Raw genomic sequence first — 16,963 nt, 5'->3', positions numbered from 1 at the left:
CCACAGGACCGACCCGTCTCGACCGGGCCCGGGCCGCCGTCGGCGGTCCGGGCCCTTCCATGGCGGTATCTCGCCAACGGCGACATACCGCCAGCGAGAATTGTGTTCATCTCCGAACTCCTGCCTCATCCTCGGGAAACTCCATCTTCGCGGCGGCCGTGTCCACGGCCGCTTCTCACTATCCGAGGAGAGTGAGGCTCGATGTTCCCCCGTTCCCCTCACCTGACGAGACACCCCTGGCACCCGGTGGCGATTCTGGCGGCCTCCGCACTGGTCGCCCTGACCCCTCTACCGGTGATCGCGACCGTCGCGACCGCCGCCGTATCCGGCCCCGCTCCCGTCACCGGGCGGCCGGACGTCCATCGCGTCACGTTGCTCACCGGCGACGTGGTGACCTACGAACGAGACGGCGCCGGGCACGGCACCGCACAGGTCGAACCGGCGGTACGGCCGGACCGGCCGAGCCCGGCGTTCCAGATCACGACCACGGCCGAAGGGCTGATGGTGTATCCGTCGGACGCGCTTCCGTTCGTCGGCAAGGGATTGCTGAGCCCGGAGCTGTTCAACGTCACCGCGCTCGTCGGAGACCGGCGCGACGACGCGGCGAGCACCACGATCCCCGTCATCGTGCGTTACGGCGACCGGCCGGGGCTGTCCGCTCAGACTCTGGACGCGAAGGCGAAGGCGCTTCCGCAAACCCAGCGGCTCACCCCGCTCGTCACGGCCAACGGGGTGGGGGTACAGGTCAAGAAGGCGGGGACGGCGGAGTTCTGGCGTTCCCTCGTCGCGTTCGACGCGAGCGGGAAACCCGTGTTGAACCAAGGGATCTCACAAGTCCGGCTGGACAGGAAGGTCCGGGTGACGCTGGACAGGAGCACCGCGCGGGTCGGCGCGCCGTCGGCGTGGAGCGGCGGCTGGACCGGGAAGGGGACCACGGTCGCGGTGGTGGACACCGGGATCGACGAGAACCATCCCGATCTGGCGGGCAAAACGGTCGCCTCCGCGGATTTCAGCGGGGAAGGCGACGTCGTCGACCGCCACGGCCACGGCACCCATGTCGCGTCGATCGTCGCCGGTACCGGCGCGGCCTCGGGCGGCCGGTACAAAGGTGTGGCACCGGACGCGAAGCTGGTGGTGGCCAAGGTTTTCGACGCCTCCGGCGAGGGTGACACCGCACAGGTGATGGCCGGGATCGACTGGGCCGTCGCGCAGGGCGCGAAGATCGTGAACCTCAGCCTGGGCGCCGGCGTCAGCGACGGGGCCGACCCGATGAGCGAGCAGATCGACTCGCTCTCGGCGAAGTCCGGCACGCTGTTCGTGGTCGCGGCCGGGAATTCCGGGCCGGGCGACCGGACCGTCACGACCCCGGGGGCGGCGACGTCCGCGCTCACCGTCGGGGCGCTCGACCGGGACGACAAGATCGCGTGGTTCAGCAGCCGTGGTCCGCGGTTGCGGGACGCCTCGGTCAAGCCGGAGATCACCGCGCCCGGCGTGGGGATCGTCGCCGCCCGGGCCGCGGACACGGCCATGGGCGAACCGGTCGACGGCTCGTACACCGCCGCGTCGGGCACTTCCATGGCGACTCCGCACGTCGCGGGCACCGCGGCGATCCTGCTGCAGCAACGACCAGGGCTGACCTGGCAGGCACTGAAGAACTCGCTCGTCACCACGGCCAAGGACGTCGGCCTTCGCTGGTTCGAGCAGGGCGCCGGACTCCTCGACGTCGCGCGGGCCGTGTCGCAGAAGGCGACCGGCACAGCCGTCGCGAGCTTCGGCCGCAACGAGCGGACCACCAACGCCTCGGCACAGGTCGTCCGGCAGTTGTCCTACACCAACACCGGGGACCGGCCGCTGAACCTGAACCTGAAGCTGACCGTGCGGCCGTGGGACGGCGGCGCCGCTCCGGGCACCGGGATGCGCCTGGCGAAGACGGAGCTGTCGATCCCGCCGAAGTCGAGCACCACCGTCGATCTCGCCGTGAACCCGAACGAAGGAACGGCGGGCGTCTACGGCGGCGACGTCGTGGCCACGACCACGGACGGGACCAACGCGGTGCGGACACCCGTGAGCACCTACAACGCTGCCGAGCTGTTCCCGGTGACGATCCGGGTACGGGATTCGGCGGGCGGGCCCGCCCAGTCCGCGTCGGCCCAGCTGATCGACGACGCGGCCGGTGCGGGCAACCGCAACGACCCGTTCCTCGACCAGGTCGGCCAGCAGGTCGGCCTGGTCGACGGGGTCGGCCGGGTGCTCGTGCCCGCCGGCCGCTATTCGGCGCTCGGCTGGGTGATGGAGCGCGGGCTGACGGTGCGCCGCTGGTCGGCGATGAGCGCGACGCAGGTCGCCGTCACAGGCCCGGCGGAGATCGCGCTGAACGCGGCGAGCGCCGTCCCCGCCGGGCTGATCACGCCCACTCCCACCGATCTGCGTGACCGCACGGTGATGCTGCGGCGCGTGATCCCCGGCGGTGCGGGGGTGAACGGCTACGTCGGCGAAGCCGGATTGGCCTCGGGCGCGGGCTGGGAAGTGCGTGTGACACCGGCGGCGGCCACGTCGGCGGGTGCGATTTCGTTGCAGGACAGCGCGACACTGGCCCAGACCGCGGTCGAGATGCGGATCGCCGGCGGTGCCTCGGCCGTGCTGAACCCGGCGTACGACGTGCCGACGTTGACGGCGAAGTCACCCGGTGAGCGAACGCTGCCGGTCGTGTTCGGCGGCGCGGTTGACCTGACCGGTCTCGACGTCCGCGGAAAGGCCGTCCTGGTGAGGATTCCGGTCCCGGCCGGGGCACCTGACCCGGTGAGCGCGGTCTCCGCGGGTATCGCGAACGCGGCACGCGCGGTGTCCGCCGCGGGTGGGGCGGCGCTGATCCCGTACGCCGGTTCGCCGGGTTCGCTGAGCGTTCCGGGCCTCAGCAGCGCGGTGGTGCCGACCTTGTCCCTCGGCTGGGACGAAGGCGAGAAGCTGCGGACCGCCGGTGCCGTTTCGGTGCGCCTGCTGGTGCGCGCCGCTCCGGACGTGATGTACAACCTCAGCTACCTCGACGCCAACGGGGTGCCGAAGGAGCTCGTCCGGCGGGTCGACCAGAAGACCCTGGTCGCCACGAAAACCGGCTACCACGCCGAAAAACCGGGACTGACCGGACAGAAGAACTGGTACGCCTTCCCGACCGGCCTGTGGAAGACGCAGGCGGTGCAGGGCACGAAGATCCCGGTTCCCGGCTCGTGGACCGAATACACCGGACCGGCGGACGATCGGCTGGTCTGGAAACGGGTCGTCACCCTGTCCGGCAACGACACCGCGGGCCGTCGCGCCGCGCTGAGCATGAACGCCCAGAACATCTATCGCGCGGGCGAGCGGTCGAGGCCGGACGAGTACTGGTTCCGCGCACCGCTGCACGGCGGCGCGGTGGAACTGCCCGCCGACCATCCGGCCCGCTATCCGGCGACGGCCACCGGCTGGGCGGTGCTGTGCTCGATGTGCCGCGGTGGCACGGATCCCGACCTGTTCGTCCCCGGCCTGCAGTGGATGGACGGCACGGCTGGCGCCGGTTCGGGCGGGCACTACTCGAATCCCTACGAGAACGCGCGGTACTTCGCGGCGACCACGGCCCGGTTGTACCGGGACGGGGTCGAGATCCCGCGATCCAATGCGGACGATCCGCTCGCGCTCATCCCGGAGTTCCGGCTCGCACCGGCCCCGGCCACCTACCGGCTGGACGTGACCGACGTGATGCCCGGCCAGGCGCAGGTCGGCATCCCGAGTGGCGCGCTGTTCCAGCACGCCCCGAGGACCGATACGTCGTGGACGTTCGCCTCGGCGCGGTCCGATGCCGCGGCACCGCTCGGATTCTCCTGTCACGGCTCGGGAAAGTCGTGTTCCTTCCAGCCGCTCATCCAGCTGGACCACCGGTTGCCACTGGATCTCGGCGGCCGCGCACCGGCCGGACGGCCGTTCACCTTCGACGTGTCCGCCGGCTCGCACAGCGGCGCACGGGGCGGCGGACCGGTGACGCGGCTGCAGGTGTCGTCGTCGACGGACGGCGGGCGCACCTGGGCGACGGCGACCGTCCGTCCGGGTGGGAACGGACTCTGGTCGGTGACGGTGGCCCACCCGCGACTCGACACGACCGACGGGTTCGTCTGGTTGCGCTCGGAAGCGCGGGACAGCTCGGGAAACACCGTGACGCGGACGGTCCAGCGGGCCTACGCGCTCACGGAGGTGGCGAAGGCGAATCCTCGCGTTCGCTGACGTCCTCGTCCTGAGTGGGTTGGGTCGCCGGCAAGGTGACCCAACCCCGGGTGGCGACCTGAAGTCCGGCCTGGAACCGGGTCGTCGCCCCGAGGGTGGTCATGAGATCGCGCAGGCGTCGCTGGAAGGTCCGGTAGCTCATGCCGAGCTGCTTGGCGATGCTCCGGTCCGGCAGCCCCGTGGTCAGCAGGGCGAGCAGGCGGGCGTCGTCGGAAGGCGCGACGTCCGCCAGTTCGGCGGAACCGGGCAGGCGCAGAGGAAGCCCTGTCTGCCAAAGGAAGTCGAAGACCGCGCTGAGCGCGTCGAGCAGGGCGCACGGTCGGATCACCAGCGCCGCGCCGACCTCGGGGAGATCGGAACGCAGCGGCACCAATCCGACGCGCCGGTCGACCACGATCATCTTGAGCGGGGCGATGGTGACCACCCGGGCCTCCTCGCCGAGCGCGAGGCCCGCCTCGAGGTCGGATGACAGGTCGTGCATTTCCAGTGCACTGCGCTCGTACACCCCGCGAAAGCGCACCCCGCGGCCGAGAAGATCACGTTCGGCGGGATGGAGCACACTCGGCGTCTGCGCGTAGGGCGGTTTGTCGACGAAGGCGACCTCCCGCTCGGCCGAGCGCAGCAACCGATCGGCCCGGTCGGCGATGAGCGCGTCGCCGTGGATCACCTCGATGAGATCGACCGGGCGTTCGCCGGACGTCGCCCGGTACCGTTCGCGCAACCGGTCGGCGACCAGCCGCGCACTCGCGAGTTCCTGCTCCTTCAGCCGGAGCATCGCGTCCAGCGCGATCTCCGGCCGCACCGCCGAATACGCCTCCGCCGGGCCGGGAAGCCTGACGAGCAAACCTTTTTCGGTCAGCACGGGCAGCACCCGGAGCAGCCGTTGCCGGGACATCCCGGTGCGTTGCCGGATTTCGGCGACGGTCAGCGAACCGGTGCCGGCGAAAGCATCGTAGACCTCGACGTCGGTTTCACTCAGCCCGATGATGTCCAGCAAATCGTCTCCCGCCGCAGCCGCGGTCGCCTTCGTCCGACCATACCGCCGGAATCCGGCGGGTAAAAGGGACCATGCCCTGACCGTCCACTGTGGTCAGTCGTGGTCGGGGATCCCGTGGAGATGGTGATCGGCCGCGTTCATGACCTCCGCCAGCAGGCGCCGGACGTGCCCGCCGCGGGCCCGGTAGAGGATCCGGCGGCCGTCCCTGCGCTGGGTGACCAGACCGGCCAGCTTGAGTTTGGCCAGGTGCTGGGACACCGCCGGACGCGCGATGTCCACCGCGGCCGCCAGTGACGCGACGTCGTACTCCTCGCCGCTGATCAGCCACAGCATCCGCATCCGGGTGGGATCCGCCAGCATCCGCAGGGCGGTGGACGCGGCTTCGACCTGGTCGTCCGGCGGCAGGTGGGACCACTGGTCGCCGGATTCGTCATGTGCGTACATGAGCACCTATCATGGAAGGGACGCCGAACGAGAGGAGCCGGGGAGCGTGTCGCTGTTCGGTCATCGTAACTATCGGCATCTGTTCGGGGCGCAGCTGGTCGCGCTGTTCGGCACTGGACTGGCGACCGTAGCGCTCGGGCTGCTGGCCTACGACTTGGCGGGGTCCCGCGCGGGCGCCGTCCTGGGCACCGCGCTGGCCGTCAAGATGATCACTTACGTCACGGTGGCGCCGCTCGCCGTCGCCTACGCCGACCGGGTGCCGCGCCGTTTCTTCCTCGTCACCCTGGACGTGATCCGCGCACTGGTGGTGCTCGCGCTGCCGTTCGTCGACCAGGTCTGGCACGTCTACGTCCTGATCGTGGTGCTCCAGTCCGCGTCGGCCGCGTTCACCCCGGCGTTCCAGGCCGTGCTCCCCGACCTTCTTCCCGACGAACGCGACTACACGAAGGCGCTTTCGCTGTCCCAGCTGGCCTCGACGATGGAGAGCCTCCTCAGCCCGCTCCTGGCCGCCGCCGTGCTGAGTCTCGTGTCCTTCCACTGGCTGTTCACCGGCACTTCGATCGGTTTCGCGATCTCCGCCGCGCTGGTGCTGAGCACCCGGATCCCGGACGCGGCGCGCGGCGAGCGCGGCGGGGCCTGGGAGCGCACCGTTGCCGGGATCAAGCTGTACACCGCGACCCCGCGCCTGCGAGGCACACTCGGCCTCGACCTGGTGGTCGCGGCGGCCGGCTCCGTGGTCATGGTCAACACCGTGAACTACGTCCAGGACACCCTCGGCGGATCACAGGCCGACGTCGCCCTGCTGCTGGCGGCCAACGGCGCCGGGACCATCCTGGCCGCGCTCCTGCTCCCCCGTGTACTCGACGGGATCCCCGACCGCACCGTCATGCTCACCGGCGGCGGCACCCTGCTCACCGGACTGGCCGGCGCCATTGCGCTGTCCACAGTGGACTCCGGCGGCTGGCGAGGAGCCGCCGCGCCGGCCGTGTGGGCCGTGATCGGACTCGGCGCCGGGCTCGTCCTCACCCCCGTGGGCCGGGTGCTGCGCAGATCCAGCCGTCCGGCCGACCGGCCCGCGATCTTCGCCGCCCGGTTCTCGCTTTCCCACGCCTGCTGGCTGATCGCCTACCCGATCGCCGGACGGCTCGCCACCGACGCCGGATTCACCGTCACCTGGCTGGTCCTCGGGGTGCTCGGCGTCATCGGCTTCGCCACGGCCGTCCGCGCGTGGCCACGAGACGACGCGAGGGCTCCCTTCACCGCGTCTAATGCGGTGAAGGAAGCCTTCACCCTGGTCACTCACCGGCCAAGTCAGCCTTTCGCGCACATCACCGGGCGGCGACCGGCGGCAACGCGTGCACGGCCTTGGCGGCGAGCACCGCGAGCGGTACCGCTACCGCCAGAACCGCCACGGTCTGCCCGGCGGCGATCGCGGTCATGAGGTCCAGTTCCGTGGTGCGAGCCGCGAGCCGGAGGTAGTCCAGCAGCGTCACGACGCGCTGCACGAGGGCGACCAGCGCGAGCAAAGCGAGCGTCGTCGACCACGACACCGCGGCACTCCGCCAGCCCAGGCGAGGCAAGCTCAAATACACGACCGCCGCGGCGAAGACCGCCACACAGACCACGCCCGGCCAGTCCACGAGCACCGGAACGCTGACGTAGGTGACCAGCGTCGCGACCGTCAGGAGGCCGACGCCGGCAAGCAGCGCGACGAGCCACGGCCGCGCTTTCACCGGTGGGGCCTGCCGATGGAACGCGACCAGTGCCACCACCGGCAGCGCCTCCAGCAGGAGCCCGACGGTCCCGGACAGCCCGTACGCACCCTCGACGGCCACGAGATCTATGCCGAAGAAGACCACGGCTTGAGCCAGCGCCGACACCGCGAGCCACCGCGCCGCGCGCCACCGGCCGGTCACCAGGCACAGATAAGCCGCCACCCAGACCAAGCCGAGCAGGGCCTGCACGTCGGCCGTGACGGGATTCGGCACCGAGGGGAACCACAGCCGCGCCCCGATGCCCGCCACCGCCGCCACCGCCTGCACGAGCAACCCCACCAGCGCCAGCCGCCGGACCGTCTCACCCCAGACGAGGTAGCGGAGCGGCGCGCCGTCACCTCCCAGCCGCAGCCGCACCGCCAGCGCCACGACGCTCGCCACCTCCGGCCAACTCGGCCGTCCGTGGTCGGCGGCGAACTCCGCGTCCTCGGCGTCCTCCGGCATCTCGCTGTACAGGAAGGTGGCGACCATGTCCTCCTCCCACGCCCGCCGATAAGAGGCGGGCAGCAGCCGCAGCACCCGCCGGTACCGCTCCTCCAGGCGGTTCACGCCAGGCCTCCGGTGTCCGCAGGCCGCCACGCGCGCAGCCGTTCCGAGGCGGCGCGGGCGTTCGCGGTCTGCCGCCGGACCTCGGCGGTGAGCGCCGTGCGGCCGTTCTCGGTCAGCCGGTAGTACCGGCGGAGCCGCCCGTTGGCGACCTCCTCCCGGTCCGGCTCGACCAGACCGTCCGCGACCAGGCGATCCAGCACGCCGTACAGCGTGCCCACCTTCAGCTTCACCCGCCCGTCCGAAAGATCCCCCACCTCGCCGACGATCCCGTACCCATGACGCGGCGTGTCCACAAGCGCGGTGAGGACGAAGAACGCCTGCTCCGTCATCGTTCGACCAACCATGAGCACAATATATCGTCAGCCGATATATTGTGCCACCGCCGGAGCGACGCGGACCAGATGCTTGATCTCCTGGAACGCCTCGAGGCTGCGGGGACCGTTGAGCCGGCCGATCCCGCTCTGCCCGAAACCGCCCTCCTCGAACTCGTCGTGGACCACCGCCCAGGCGTTGGTCCACACCGTGCCCGCCTTCAGTTCCCGCGCGAGCCGCAGCGGCCGGTCGACGTTCGTGGTCCACACCGACGCGGCGAGACCGAATTCGGTGCCGTTCGCCAACCTCACGGCCTCGTCCTCGGTGCGGAAGACTTCGAAGGTGGCGACCGGACCGAACACCTCACGCCGCACGATGTCGTCGTCCGGGCTTCGGGGCTCCAGCAGGCTGGGCCGGTAGTAGGCGCCACCCGCGAGCGGGCCGTCCTCGATCGGGCCCCCGCGCACCAGCACCGTGGCCGTGCGGGCGGCCTCCTGGACGATCCGGTCGACCCGGTCCACGGATTCCCGGTCGATCATGGGCCCCATCCGGCTGTCCGGGTCGTCGCCCGGGCCCAGCCGGACGGCCGACAGCGCCTGGACGAGACGCTCGCGCAGCTCGCCCGCGATCGCTTCGTGGGCAAGGATCCTGCTGCCGGTCATGCAGAACTGACCGGCGAACGTCGTGATCGCCGCGGTCAGCACCGGGACGGCGGCGTCGAGGTCGGCGTCGTCGAACACGATCATCGGCGTCTTGCCGCCGAGTTCGAGCGAAAGCCGTTTCAGGGTCCGTGCCCCCTCGGCCATGATTACGCGGCCCACGGCGGTGCTCCCGGTGTAGCTGATCGCCGCGGTGCCGGGAGAGGAAACCAGCTCCCGCGCGCCGTCGTCGCCGGATTCGGTGAAGAGGTTGAGGACGCCAGGAGGCAACTCCGGGGTCTCGGCGACGACCTCCGCGAGGACACCGTTGACCAGTGCCGTCCGCCCGGGCATCTTCATCGCCACGGTGCAGCCGGCGGCGAGGGCCGGCGCGAACGACCGCACGGCCAGCACCACCGGGGAGTTCCACGGCACGATGACGCCCGCGACACCGATCGGCTCGGGCAAGGTGCTGCTGAAGTAGCCGGGCCGCACCTCGGCCGACCGGCCGCTGTCGACCAGCGCCAGGGCGGCGGCGTAGCGGAGCTTGGGGGCGCACATGTCGACCTCGAACGCCGCCTCGCCGAGAGTCTTGCCGTTCTCCTTGGCCAGCAATGAAACGAGGTCGTCGCGGCGTGCCTCCAGGCGATCGGCCAGCCGCAGCAGCGCGGTCGATCGCGCGTGGCGGTCGCGGGACCAGGAGGCGCGCTCGAAGGCGACCTGGGCGGCCTCGACCGCAGCCTGGGCCTCCGCGCGACCGCCGTCGGCGAACGTGCCCAGGGCCTCACCGGTGGCGGGCCCGGTGGACGTACCGGTGCTCGTGGAGTCCTGCCAGCCGCCGTCGATGAAGTGCCGCGCGTGCGGGAGTGCTGTCGTCATACTCGAAAACCGTTCTGTGAAAGGAAAAGGTCAATCGCCGAGGGAACGGAGAGCGGGCGTCCGGGGACACAGCGCCAGCAGAATCGCGGCGGTCACGGCGAGTCCAGCGAAGACAGCGAATCCCGTCAGCGGGTCACGGCCGCTGACCAGCCACCCGATGACGATCGGTCCGACGATCGTGCCGGTGCGCCCGGCGCCGAGGGACCAGCCGAGGGCCCGGGCACGGCGGCCGGTCGGGTACGACGCGCTGACGAAGGCGTTGATCAGGATCTGACCGCCGTGCCCGCCGACGCCTGCCACGGCGATGCAGACCAGCAGCGGGGCGGACGGCAGCTTGATCGAGAGCACCAGCAAAGCGGCGGCCATGCCGAGGTAGGTGAGGACGACGACGGGCCGGTTGCTCCACCGGTCGGTCGCGGCGGCGAGGACCAGCGAGCCCGCCACCGCACCGAGGTTGAGGACGAGAAGGAAGACCAGGGACGAGTCGAGCGCGTAGCCCGCCTTGGACATCAGGCCGGGCAGCCAGGTGGCGAGCCCGTACCAGGCGAAGAGCCCGCAGAAGGTCGCGGTGGCGAACACGATCGACGCGCCCCGGTAGGAGCGGCCGAAGATCCCCTCGGCCTTCTCCAGCGTGACCACCTCGACCGCCGGCGCGTCCAGCCCGAACCGGGCGCGGACGGCCGACGCGTGGTCGTGGCGCCCGACGCTGTCGAGGAACCGGGGCGACTCGGGAAGGTACCTGGCGGTGATGACCAGGCAGAGCACGCCGGGCGCGCCGGCGAGCAGGAACATCGCCTCCCACCCCCAGGCCGGGATGACCGGCAACGCCGTCACCGCGGCGAGTACGCCACCGACCGGCACGCCGGACAGCATCAGCGTGTAGGTCAGGGTGCGATACCGCGGGATCGCGTACTCCAGGGTGAGCGCGGACGCCGCGGGCATGATCGCCCCGATGCCCAGTCCGGCGAGCAGCCGGAACAGCGCCAGCGGCCAGACACTGTCGACCGCTCCGCACAGAACGGTGAACAAGGTGAAGACCGCGACCGCCGCGATGGCCACGGGACGGCGGCCGTAACGATCGGAGAGCGCACCCGAGGACAGCGCCCCGGCCATCGCGCCGACGAAGACGGCCGAGCCGATCCAGCCGATGTTCTCCGGAGTGAACCCGTTTCCCGGATTCCCCAGCAGCACGGGGACGACGGTGCCGAAGGCGACGATGTCATAGCCTTCGATCACCACGATGATCCAGCACAGCAACGTCACGCGCATCGCCGCGCGACCGGCCGGGGCGACGGTCTGATCCTGCATGCCGGTTCCTCGTTTCGGGGTCGGAAAGGCCTAGAGCCAAGGCGGGAGGGACTCGCGCGATCGGCCCGTGAGAACGCCCGCGAGCGCGGCGGCCTGGCCCCGGGCGAGACGCTGCTCGACGATCTCGAAGACCAGCGCCCTCAGCAGCTCCTCCGGCCACTCCCAGGTGCCGCCCAGATCCACCCCGTGGACCACGACCTCGCGGACCCGGAGCCACGGGATCTCCTCGGCTGAGACCGTGCGGCCCTGGGCGGTGACGACCTGGCGCTCCCACTGCTCGCCGGTCAGTGCGGACAAGAGGCCGTCGAGCTCGGCCGCCGACTCGCGCACCAGATCCTTCAGCTCCGCGGGCGGCAGGGCCGCCCCGGTGGAGATCTCCCGCTCACGCTGCCCCGCGCCGTCGTACATCGGGCTCTCGACGCCGGTGGCGGCCCACGAAGCCAACCGCCCCAAGGCACACGCGTTGTAGTGGAGGTGGGCGACGAGATGGCCGACGGCCCACCCCGGCAGCGGCGACGGCTCGGCGAACCGCGGTTCCGCCAGCCTGTCGACGATCCCGAGGAGCCGCCCGGTTCCCGCCCTCATCCACTCCAGATACGTGGCGGAGGACGCCGTCACGACTCGGACCTCATCGTGTTCTCCAGCGAGCCGATGTGCTCGATCGTGGTGACGACCTTGCTTCCCGCGGTCAGGTAGCGCGCCGGCTTCCTGGCGTGACCGACGCCGCCCGGCGTGCCGGTGGCGATGACGTCGCCGGGGCGCAGCGTGATCATCGTCGAGACGTACTCCACCAGCGCGACCGGATCGAAGACCAGGTCGCCGGTGTCGGCGCGCTGCACCTCCTCGCCGTCGACCGCGGTGGTGATGGCCAGCTCCGGCCGGACGCCGCCCGGCAGCTCGTCGGGTGTGACCAGCACCGGCCCGATCGGCGTGCTGGCCTCGAAGTTCTTTCCCTGCAACCATTCCCGGGTGCGGAACTGCCAGTCGCGCATCGAAACGTCGTTGAGCACCGTGAATCCCGCGATCGCGGCGGCCGCCTGCCCGGACGTGGCACGGCGGACCGTGGTGCCCACGACCACGCACAGCTCCGCCTCCCAGTCGACCGAATCGGATTCCGGCGGGAGGACGATGTCGTCGCGGGCGCCGATGAGGGTGTCGGCGAATTTCGCGAACAGGGTGGGGTATTCGGGAAGGTCGCGCCCCATCTCGAGGATGTGGGTCCGGTAGTTCAGGCCGACGCAGACGATCTTGCCCGGCGCCGGGACCACCGGCGCGAGCCGCACCTCCGCGGCGGTGTACCGCTTCCCCGGCTCCTGCGCTTTCGTCCGCCACGAAGGATCTTCGAGCAACTCGCGGACATCGGCCGCGGCCAATGCCGTGTACGTATCGCCGTCGAGGCGGGCGGCGCGGCCGGTGCCGCCGACCAGGATCGTGGCCAGTCTCATCGTGCGCTCCCTGCCCGTGCGAGGTCGAGCCGCTCGTAGATCGGTGCGTCGGTGAACTCGAACAGGTCGGCCCCGTGTTCGGTGGTGATGGAGAGTGGCTGCCAGGACGGGACGACGAACAGGTCACCGCGGTCGACGTGCCAGGCCGAGTCGCCGACCGTGACCCGGGCCGATCCTTCGAAGACCTGGAAGACGGCCGAGCCCACCTCGCGGCGGTCCGCGGTGGCGGTGTCCGGGGCGAGCCGGTGGAACTGGGTACGCAGGGTCGGCATCACGTCGCCACCGGTCGTGGGATTGGTGAACCGCACCGCCGCGTGCCCTGGCTCCGGCGTGGCCGGATGGCCCTCCGCCTCCAGCTCCAGTTGCTCACGCAGCGCCCGGTCGGTGTGCTCCCAGCGGTAGGCGAGCAGCGGCGTCTTGGGCGAAGGGGCCAGATGGGTCAGCGGGCGCAGCCCCGGGTGCCCCCAGAGCCGCTCCGAACGCGACCGCTCCGGGGTGCCGACGTCGCCCACCTGGTCTGGCCCGAACTCGAAGAACGTGGAGTCGGTGGCGTAGGCGAAAGGGATGTCCAGGCCGTCGATCCAGGCCATGGGGGCATCGCTGGTGTTGAGGTGGCCGTGCCAGTGCCAGCCGCCCTGCGGCAGGAAATCGCCGCGGCGCATCGCGACCGGGTCGCCGTCGACCACGGTCCACACGCCCTCGCCCTCGACGACGAACCGGAACGCGTTCTGCGTGTGCCGGTGCACCGGCGCGTCCTCGCCGGGGTTGAGGTACTGGATCGCGGCCCACAACGTGGGGGTGGCGAACGGACGTCCCCCGAGCCCGGGGTTCGCCAGCGCCAGCGCCCGGCGCTCACCGCCGCGGCCCACCGGCACCAGGACACCCGCTTGGGCGGCCATCGCGGAGAGCGAGTCCCAGGACCATCGATGCGGCAGCGCCGCCGATCTGGGGGTGGCCGGCATGAGGTCGCCGATCTCGCACCACAGTGGCACAAGGGATTCCTCTTCGAAACGGGAGTAGAGCCGGTCCAGCTCGGGGGTCGATTCCAGTGCGGAGGACATGACCGGAACGATCTCCGAGGACGATGGGGGTAGCTATACTTTTCCTCTATGCGGAATCCTCCGACGTCGCTGTTGAACTCGGTCGATCACGCGTTGCAGGTCGCCATCCTGCTTCAACAGGAGGGACCGCTGCGGCTGGTGGACATCGCCCAGCGGATCTCGATCGCCCCCTCGACGGCACACCGGCTGCTGACGTCGCTGGTCTATCGCGAGTTCGCGACGCAGGACGCCGACCGGCTCTACCGGCCCGGCCCGATGCTCAGACCCGTCGAGGCACCCGACCCCGGCGCCCAGCGGCTGTGGCGGGTCGCGCGGCCCCGCATGCGCCGGCTCATGGAGCTCGTCGACGAGACGGTCACCCTGCTCGTGCCCGTCGGGACCGACGCCCGCTTCATCTCCACCGTGGAATGCACCCGGACCCTGCGCGTCGCCGATCGCACGGGTTTCGTCATGCCGCTGCACCACACCGCCGGTGGCCGGGCCATCCTGGCCGAGAAGACCGCCGAGGAGCTCACCGAGCTCTACCGTGACGAGGACGTCGACGGCCGCCGGCTCCACCGCGAGTTGTCGCGAGTACGCGCCAAGGGCTTCGCGATCAACGACCAGCGCACCGAGAAGGGCCTCACGGCGATCGGAGTCGCCGTGCGAAGCCCGGGCGGGCCGTCGTGCGGCGCCATGGCGCTGGCCATGCCGACCACGCGCTTCCGCGCCGACCCGGTCCAGGAATGGGTCGCGCTGCTCAAGACCGCGGCGGCCCGGGTCGAGGAGGAACTCGCGGCCGATTCGTGAACCCGCCGCACGGCCCGGAGTGCGCCATGCTTGAAAAGAAAGTTCGGCTCGCCTAAACTTTGGCTTAGGCATCCCGACAACAGCGCCGGACAGGTGACCACGATGAACTGGAGCCAGCTCCTCGTGCCCGTGACCAGCGGCGTGGCCGTCGCGCTCATCGTGGCGACCGTCAGGTTCCTGTGGCGTCGCACCCGCCTGCCGACCGGGCTCTCCCAGCGGATGACCCGGCGGAACTACCTGGCGGAGATGCTCGTCATCTCCAAGAACGACAACGTCGACCGGCTCGACGCCCTGGTCCCGAATCTGCTTCCGGCGGACGGCTCCCCGGTGGTCGCCGAGATCCAGGAATCGTGGTCGCAGCTCAACGACCGCCGCGGGGTCCGGGTGATCACCCGGACCGAGCCCACTTCCCTCACCGCCGGAGCGGAGCTGCTCGGCGCGGGTATCGAGGTCCGCGTGTCCCGCGCGCTGACCGCGGATCACCTGTCGTACCACCTGTTCTCCGGCTCGGAGCACCACACGGTGCTCAACCGGCGCAACGGCGGGAAGGACCGGCCCGAACGGCTGGACGAGATCTCCGCCGCCAAGGTGTTCCGCAGCCACTTCGACAAGACGTGGAGCGAATCCGAACCCATCGAATCGTTCCTGGCCGGGGAACTCCTCGCCGGGAGCAACGCGGGCCTCGCGGACCGGATCCGAGAACAGCGCGCGGCATACCAGCTCTCGGCCGAAGCGCAAGACGCGGTCCTGCGGCACCTGGCGTTCCGTCACCGGGCGCCGGTCGTCTTCGTCACCGGACTGCCGGGGGCAGGCAAGTCACTGGTCCGGCGGGCGCTCGCCGAGGAGCTCCGGCGGTGGCGGATGCGGGTCGACGAGCTCAACGACTACGTCTACGCGTTCGAAGAATTCCTCCACGCCCTGATGCTCCTCGGCGACGGTCGCGGCGCGGGTTTCAGCGCCCAGGAGGGCGGCGCGTTCCAGGTGGAGCACGAGGACGATCTCCGGCCGGCCCTGCACACGCTCGGCCACCGGGTCTGGGAAAACCGCCGGAGCAACCCGATCACGATCGTCGAGTTCGCCAGGGCCGACACGATCGGCGCGCTCCAGGTGTTCGGCGACGAGGTACTGGCGGCGTCGCAGATCATCCACGTCCGCGCCTCCGACACCGAACGCGCCGCCCGGCTGGCCAGGCGGGGCGAGCCACCGAAGATCTCGGTGGCGGGACAGTCGATCAGCCTCGAGGTGTCCGACGACCATCGGCTGCCCAGCAACGCCGCGGACACCCTCTACAGCAGGGACGATTTCGCGCTTCTGAAGGCACAGAAGAACATCGCCGGCCGGTTGTTCCTCGTCGAGAACGACTCCGACGGGAAGGCGCACATCGACGAGCAGGTCACGGCGTTCGTCGAAGCGGTCGTGCGGCCCTACCGCGGACTCGCCCGCATCTAGTCCACTTCGGAATCCGCGGCGATCCGGCCACTGTGGACGACAGCAGCGAAAGGTTGCCGACGCTCAGCTCCTGAAAAGGCGAAAAGCGCCGATCATTTCGATCGGCGCTTTTCGCGTTGTACCCCCGACGAGGTACGAGCAGCAACCACGCGCCCACGCAGCCCACTGAGCTGCGGCTTTCCGCCACACTGAGGATCAACCGGCTCCGCCGAGACCGCGGTGGAGACGCGTCATGAACAGCGTCCGCCTCTCCCTCTGGATTCAATGCGGCTGCACCGCCTTGGTCGCCCTCGGCGCGGCCTACGCCTCCTACATCCACGGACGCCAGTTCGCGCTCCGGTTCGGCGCGGACACGATGACCGCCTCCATCTGGCCCCTCATCGTCGACGGCCTCCTCACCACCGCAACCGTCGAACTCTGGAAACCCAGCCGAGACAGCACCAGCCGATGGCCGGCCTGGTCCGCGTTCATCTTCGGTATCTCACTGTCCCTCTGCGCGAACATCGCCTCCGCACCCGTGACCAGCGCGTTCGGAGTCGCCGTCACCGCCTGCCCACCCCTTGCCCTGCTGCTGGCCGTCGAACTCCTCAACCGCGCCCTCAAACGCCACCGCACCAACATGGCCGAGACATCCACCGACACCTCACCCGAGCAGGAGCTCGCTCCCCCGCTTGCAGGTCACCTACCGGAGGCTTCACCCGGACCTTCTTCCACACCCGAACCAACCGCCGAGCAACGGATGTGGAACTTCTACATAGCTGAACAGCAGCTCGGACGAACACCGTCCGGCGCCGACCTCGACCGTGTCGCCGGTACCCACAACTATGGTCGCCGCATCCTCCGAAAATGGCGGACGGAAGGCACCCTCTGCTTGCCGGCTCCGGGCGACAAGGGCGAGCCTGCCCCAACACGAAGCTATCCGTCCGGCATGAAGACTCTTTTCGACAGACAGCTCGATGCTCGACCTACGGATTAAAAGTCCGCAGCTCCTACATACCAGTCAGCGCCGCTAGAAGACCACTGCTCGAAGCCCGGGCGAAGTCTTGCTTTCGGGAGGGTTGAACCC

Annotated in this window: 14 protein-coding genes; 5 read left to right on the top strand and 9 right to left on the bottom strand. The window is 70.4% G+C overall.

Features of this window, described 5'->3' with window-relative positions:
- Nucleotides 1-246: 246 nt before the first annotated feature.
- Complete coding sequence (locus DMC61_RS25375; protein ID WP_125691839.1) at nucleotides 247-4,251, top strand: S8 family peptidase; 4,005 nt, start codon at nucleotides 247-249, stop codon at nucleotides 4,249-4,251.
- Here the strand turns inward: DMC61_RS25375 and DMC61_RS25370 are convergent.
- Both DMC61_RS25370 and DMC61_RS25365 read right to left on the bottom strand, forming a co-directional pair.
- Nucleotides 4,214-5,248: a helix-turn-helix domain-containing protein gene (locus tag DMC61_RS25370; RefSeq protein ID WP_125691837.1), complete on the bottom strand. Its 1,035-nt coding sequence runs from the start codon at nucleotides 5,246-5,248 to the stop codon at nucleotides 4,214-4,216. The genes DMC61_RS25375 and DMC61_RS25370 overlap by 38 nt on opposite strands.
- Nucleotides 5,249-5,341: 93 nt before the next feature.
- On the bottom strand, nucleotides 5,342-5,692 hold the full coding sequence (locus DMC61_RS25365) for a metalloregulator ArsR/SmtB family transcription factor (RefSeq protein WP_016336511.1): 351 nt from the start codon (nucleotides 5,690-5,692) through the stop codon (nucleotides 5,342-5,344).
- Between DMC61_RS25365 and DMC61_RS25360 the strand changes: the two genes are divergently transcribed.
- Nucleotides 5,691-7,133 carry an MFS transporter gene (locus DMC61_RS25360; RefSeq protein ID WP_233594945.1) on the top strand — a complete coding sequence of 481 codons (1,443 nt, stop codon included), beginning with the start codon at nucleotides 5,691-5,693 and terminating at the stop codon, nucleotides 7,131-7,133. The genes DMC61_RS25365 and DMC61_RS25360 overlap by 2 nt on opposite strands.
- Here the strand turns inward: DMC61_RS25360 and DMC61_RS25355 are convergent.
- Genes DMC61_RS25355 through DMC61_RS25325 form a run of 7 tightly spaced genes read right to left on the bottom strand, consistent with a single transcriptional unit; the run spans nucleotide 7,021 to nucleotide 13,659 of the window.
- A complete protein-coding gene (locus tag DMC61_RS25355; protein WP_125691835.1) occupies nucleotides 7,021-8,016 on the bottom strand; it encodes a hypothetical protein in 996 nt (331 codons plus the stop codon). The genes DMC61_RS25360 and DMC61_RS25355 overlap by 113 nt on opposite strands.
- Nucleotides 8,013-8,360 (bottom strand): PadR family transcriptional regulator, encoded by a 348-nt coding sequence (locus DMC61_RS25350; RefSeq protein WP_370456431.1) that lies wholly within the window; start codon nucleotides 8,358-8,360, stop codon nucleotides 8,013-8,015. The genes DMC61_RS25355 and DMC61_RS25350 overlap by 4 nt, the downstream gene beginning before the upstream one ends.
- A gap of 15 nt (nucleotides 8,361-8,375) precedes the next feature.
- On the bottom strand, nucleotides 8,376-9,845 hold the full coding sequence (locus DMC61_RS25345; protein WP_125691833.1) for an aldehyde dehydrogenase family protein: 1,470 nt from the start codon (nucleotides 9,843-9,845) through the stop codon (nucleotides 8,376-8,378).
- A 30-nt stretch (nucleotides 9,846-9,875) separates the two neighbouring features.
- Complete coding sequence (locus DMC61_RS25340; RefSeq protein WP_125691831.1) at nucleotides 9,876-11,153, bottom strand: MFS transporter; 1,278 nt, start codon at nucleotides 11,151-11,153, stop codon at nucleotides 9,876-9,878.
- 30 nt (nucleotides 11,154-11,183) lie between these two features.
- The gene (locus DMC61_RS25335) at nucleotides 11,184-11,771 is read right to left on the bottom strand and encodes a maleylpyruvate isomerase N-terminal domain-containing protein (RefSeq protein ID WP_233594944.1); all 588 of its coding nucleotides are present in this window, start codon (nucleotides 11,769-11,771) and stop codon (nucleotides 11,184-11,186) included.
- A complete protein-coding gene (locus DMC61_RS25330) occupies nucleotides 11,768-12,598 on the bottom strand; it encodes a fumarylacetoacetate hydrolase family protein (protein ID WP_125691829.1) in 831 nt (276 codons plus the stop codon). Before DMC61_RS25330 ends, DMC61_RS25335 begins: the two co-directional genes overlap by 4 nt.
- The gene (locus DMC61_RS25325) at nucleotides 12,595-13,659 is read right to left on the bottom strand and encodes a cupin domain-containing protein (protein ID WP_125691827.1); all 1,065 of its coding nucleotides are present in this window, start codon (nucleotides 13,657-13,659) and stop codon (nucleotides 12,595-12,597) included. Before DMC61_RS25325 ends, DMC61_RS25330 begins: the two co-directional genes overlap by 4 nt.
- Nucleotides 13,660-13,707: 48 nt before the next feature.
- On the opposite strand from DMC61_RS25325, the gene DMC61_RS25320 reads away from it, so the two are divergent.
- The 3 genes from DMC61_RS25320 (at nucleotide 13,708) to DMC61_RS25310 (ending at nucleotide 16,873) form a co-directional block, all read left to right on the top strand.
- Entirely contained in the window at nucleotides 13,708-14,448 is a 741-nt protein-coding gene (locus DMC61_RS25320; RefSeq protein WP_125691825.1) for an IclR family transcriptional regulator, read from the top strand.
- A 102-nt stretch (nucleotides 14,449-14,550) separates the two neighbouring features.
- Entirely contained in the window at nucleotides 14,551-15,897 is a 1,347-nt protein-coding gene (locus DMC61_RS25315; RefSeq protein WP_233594943.1) for an AAA family ATPase, read from the top strand.
- A 232-nt stretch (nucleotides 15,898-16,129) separates the two neighbouring features.
- Nucleotides 16,130-16,873 carry a DUF2637 domain-containing protein gene (locus DMC61_RS25310; RefSeq protein WP_125691821.1) on the top strand — a complete coding sequence of 248 codons (744 nt, stop codon included), beginning with the start codon at nucleotides 16,130-16,132 and terminating at the stop codon, nucleotides 16,871-16,873.
- The last annotated feature ends 90 nt before the right edge of the window (nucleotides 16,874-16,963 follow it).

Source organism: Amycolatopsis sp. WAC 04169 (genome assembly GCF_003947535.1).
GTDB lineage: Bacteria > Actinomycetota > Actinomycetes > Mycobacteriales > Pseudonocardiaceae > Amycolatopsis > Amycolatopsis keratiniphila.
Note: the sequence above shows the minus strand (reverse complement) of the source record. Positions and strands in the feature narration are given on the sequence as shown.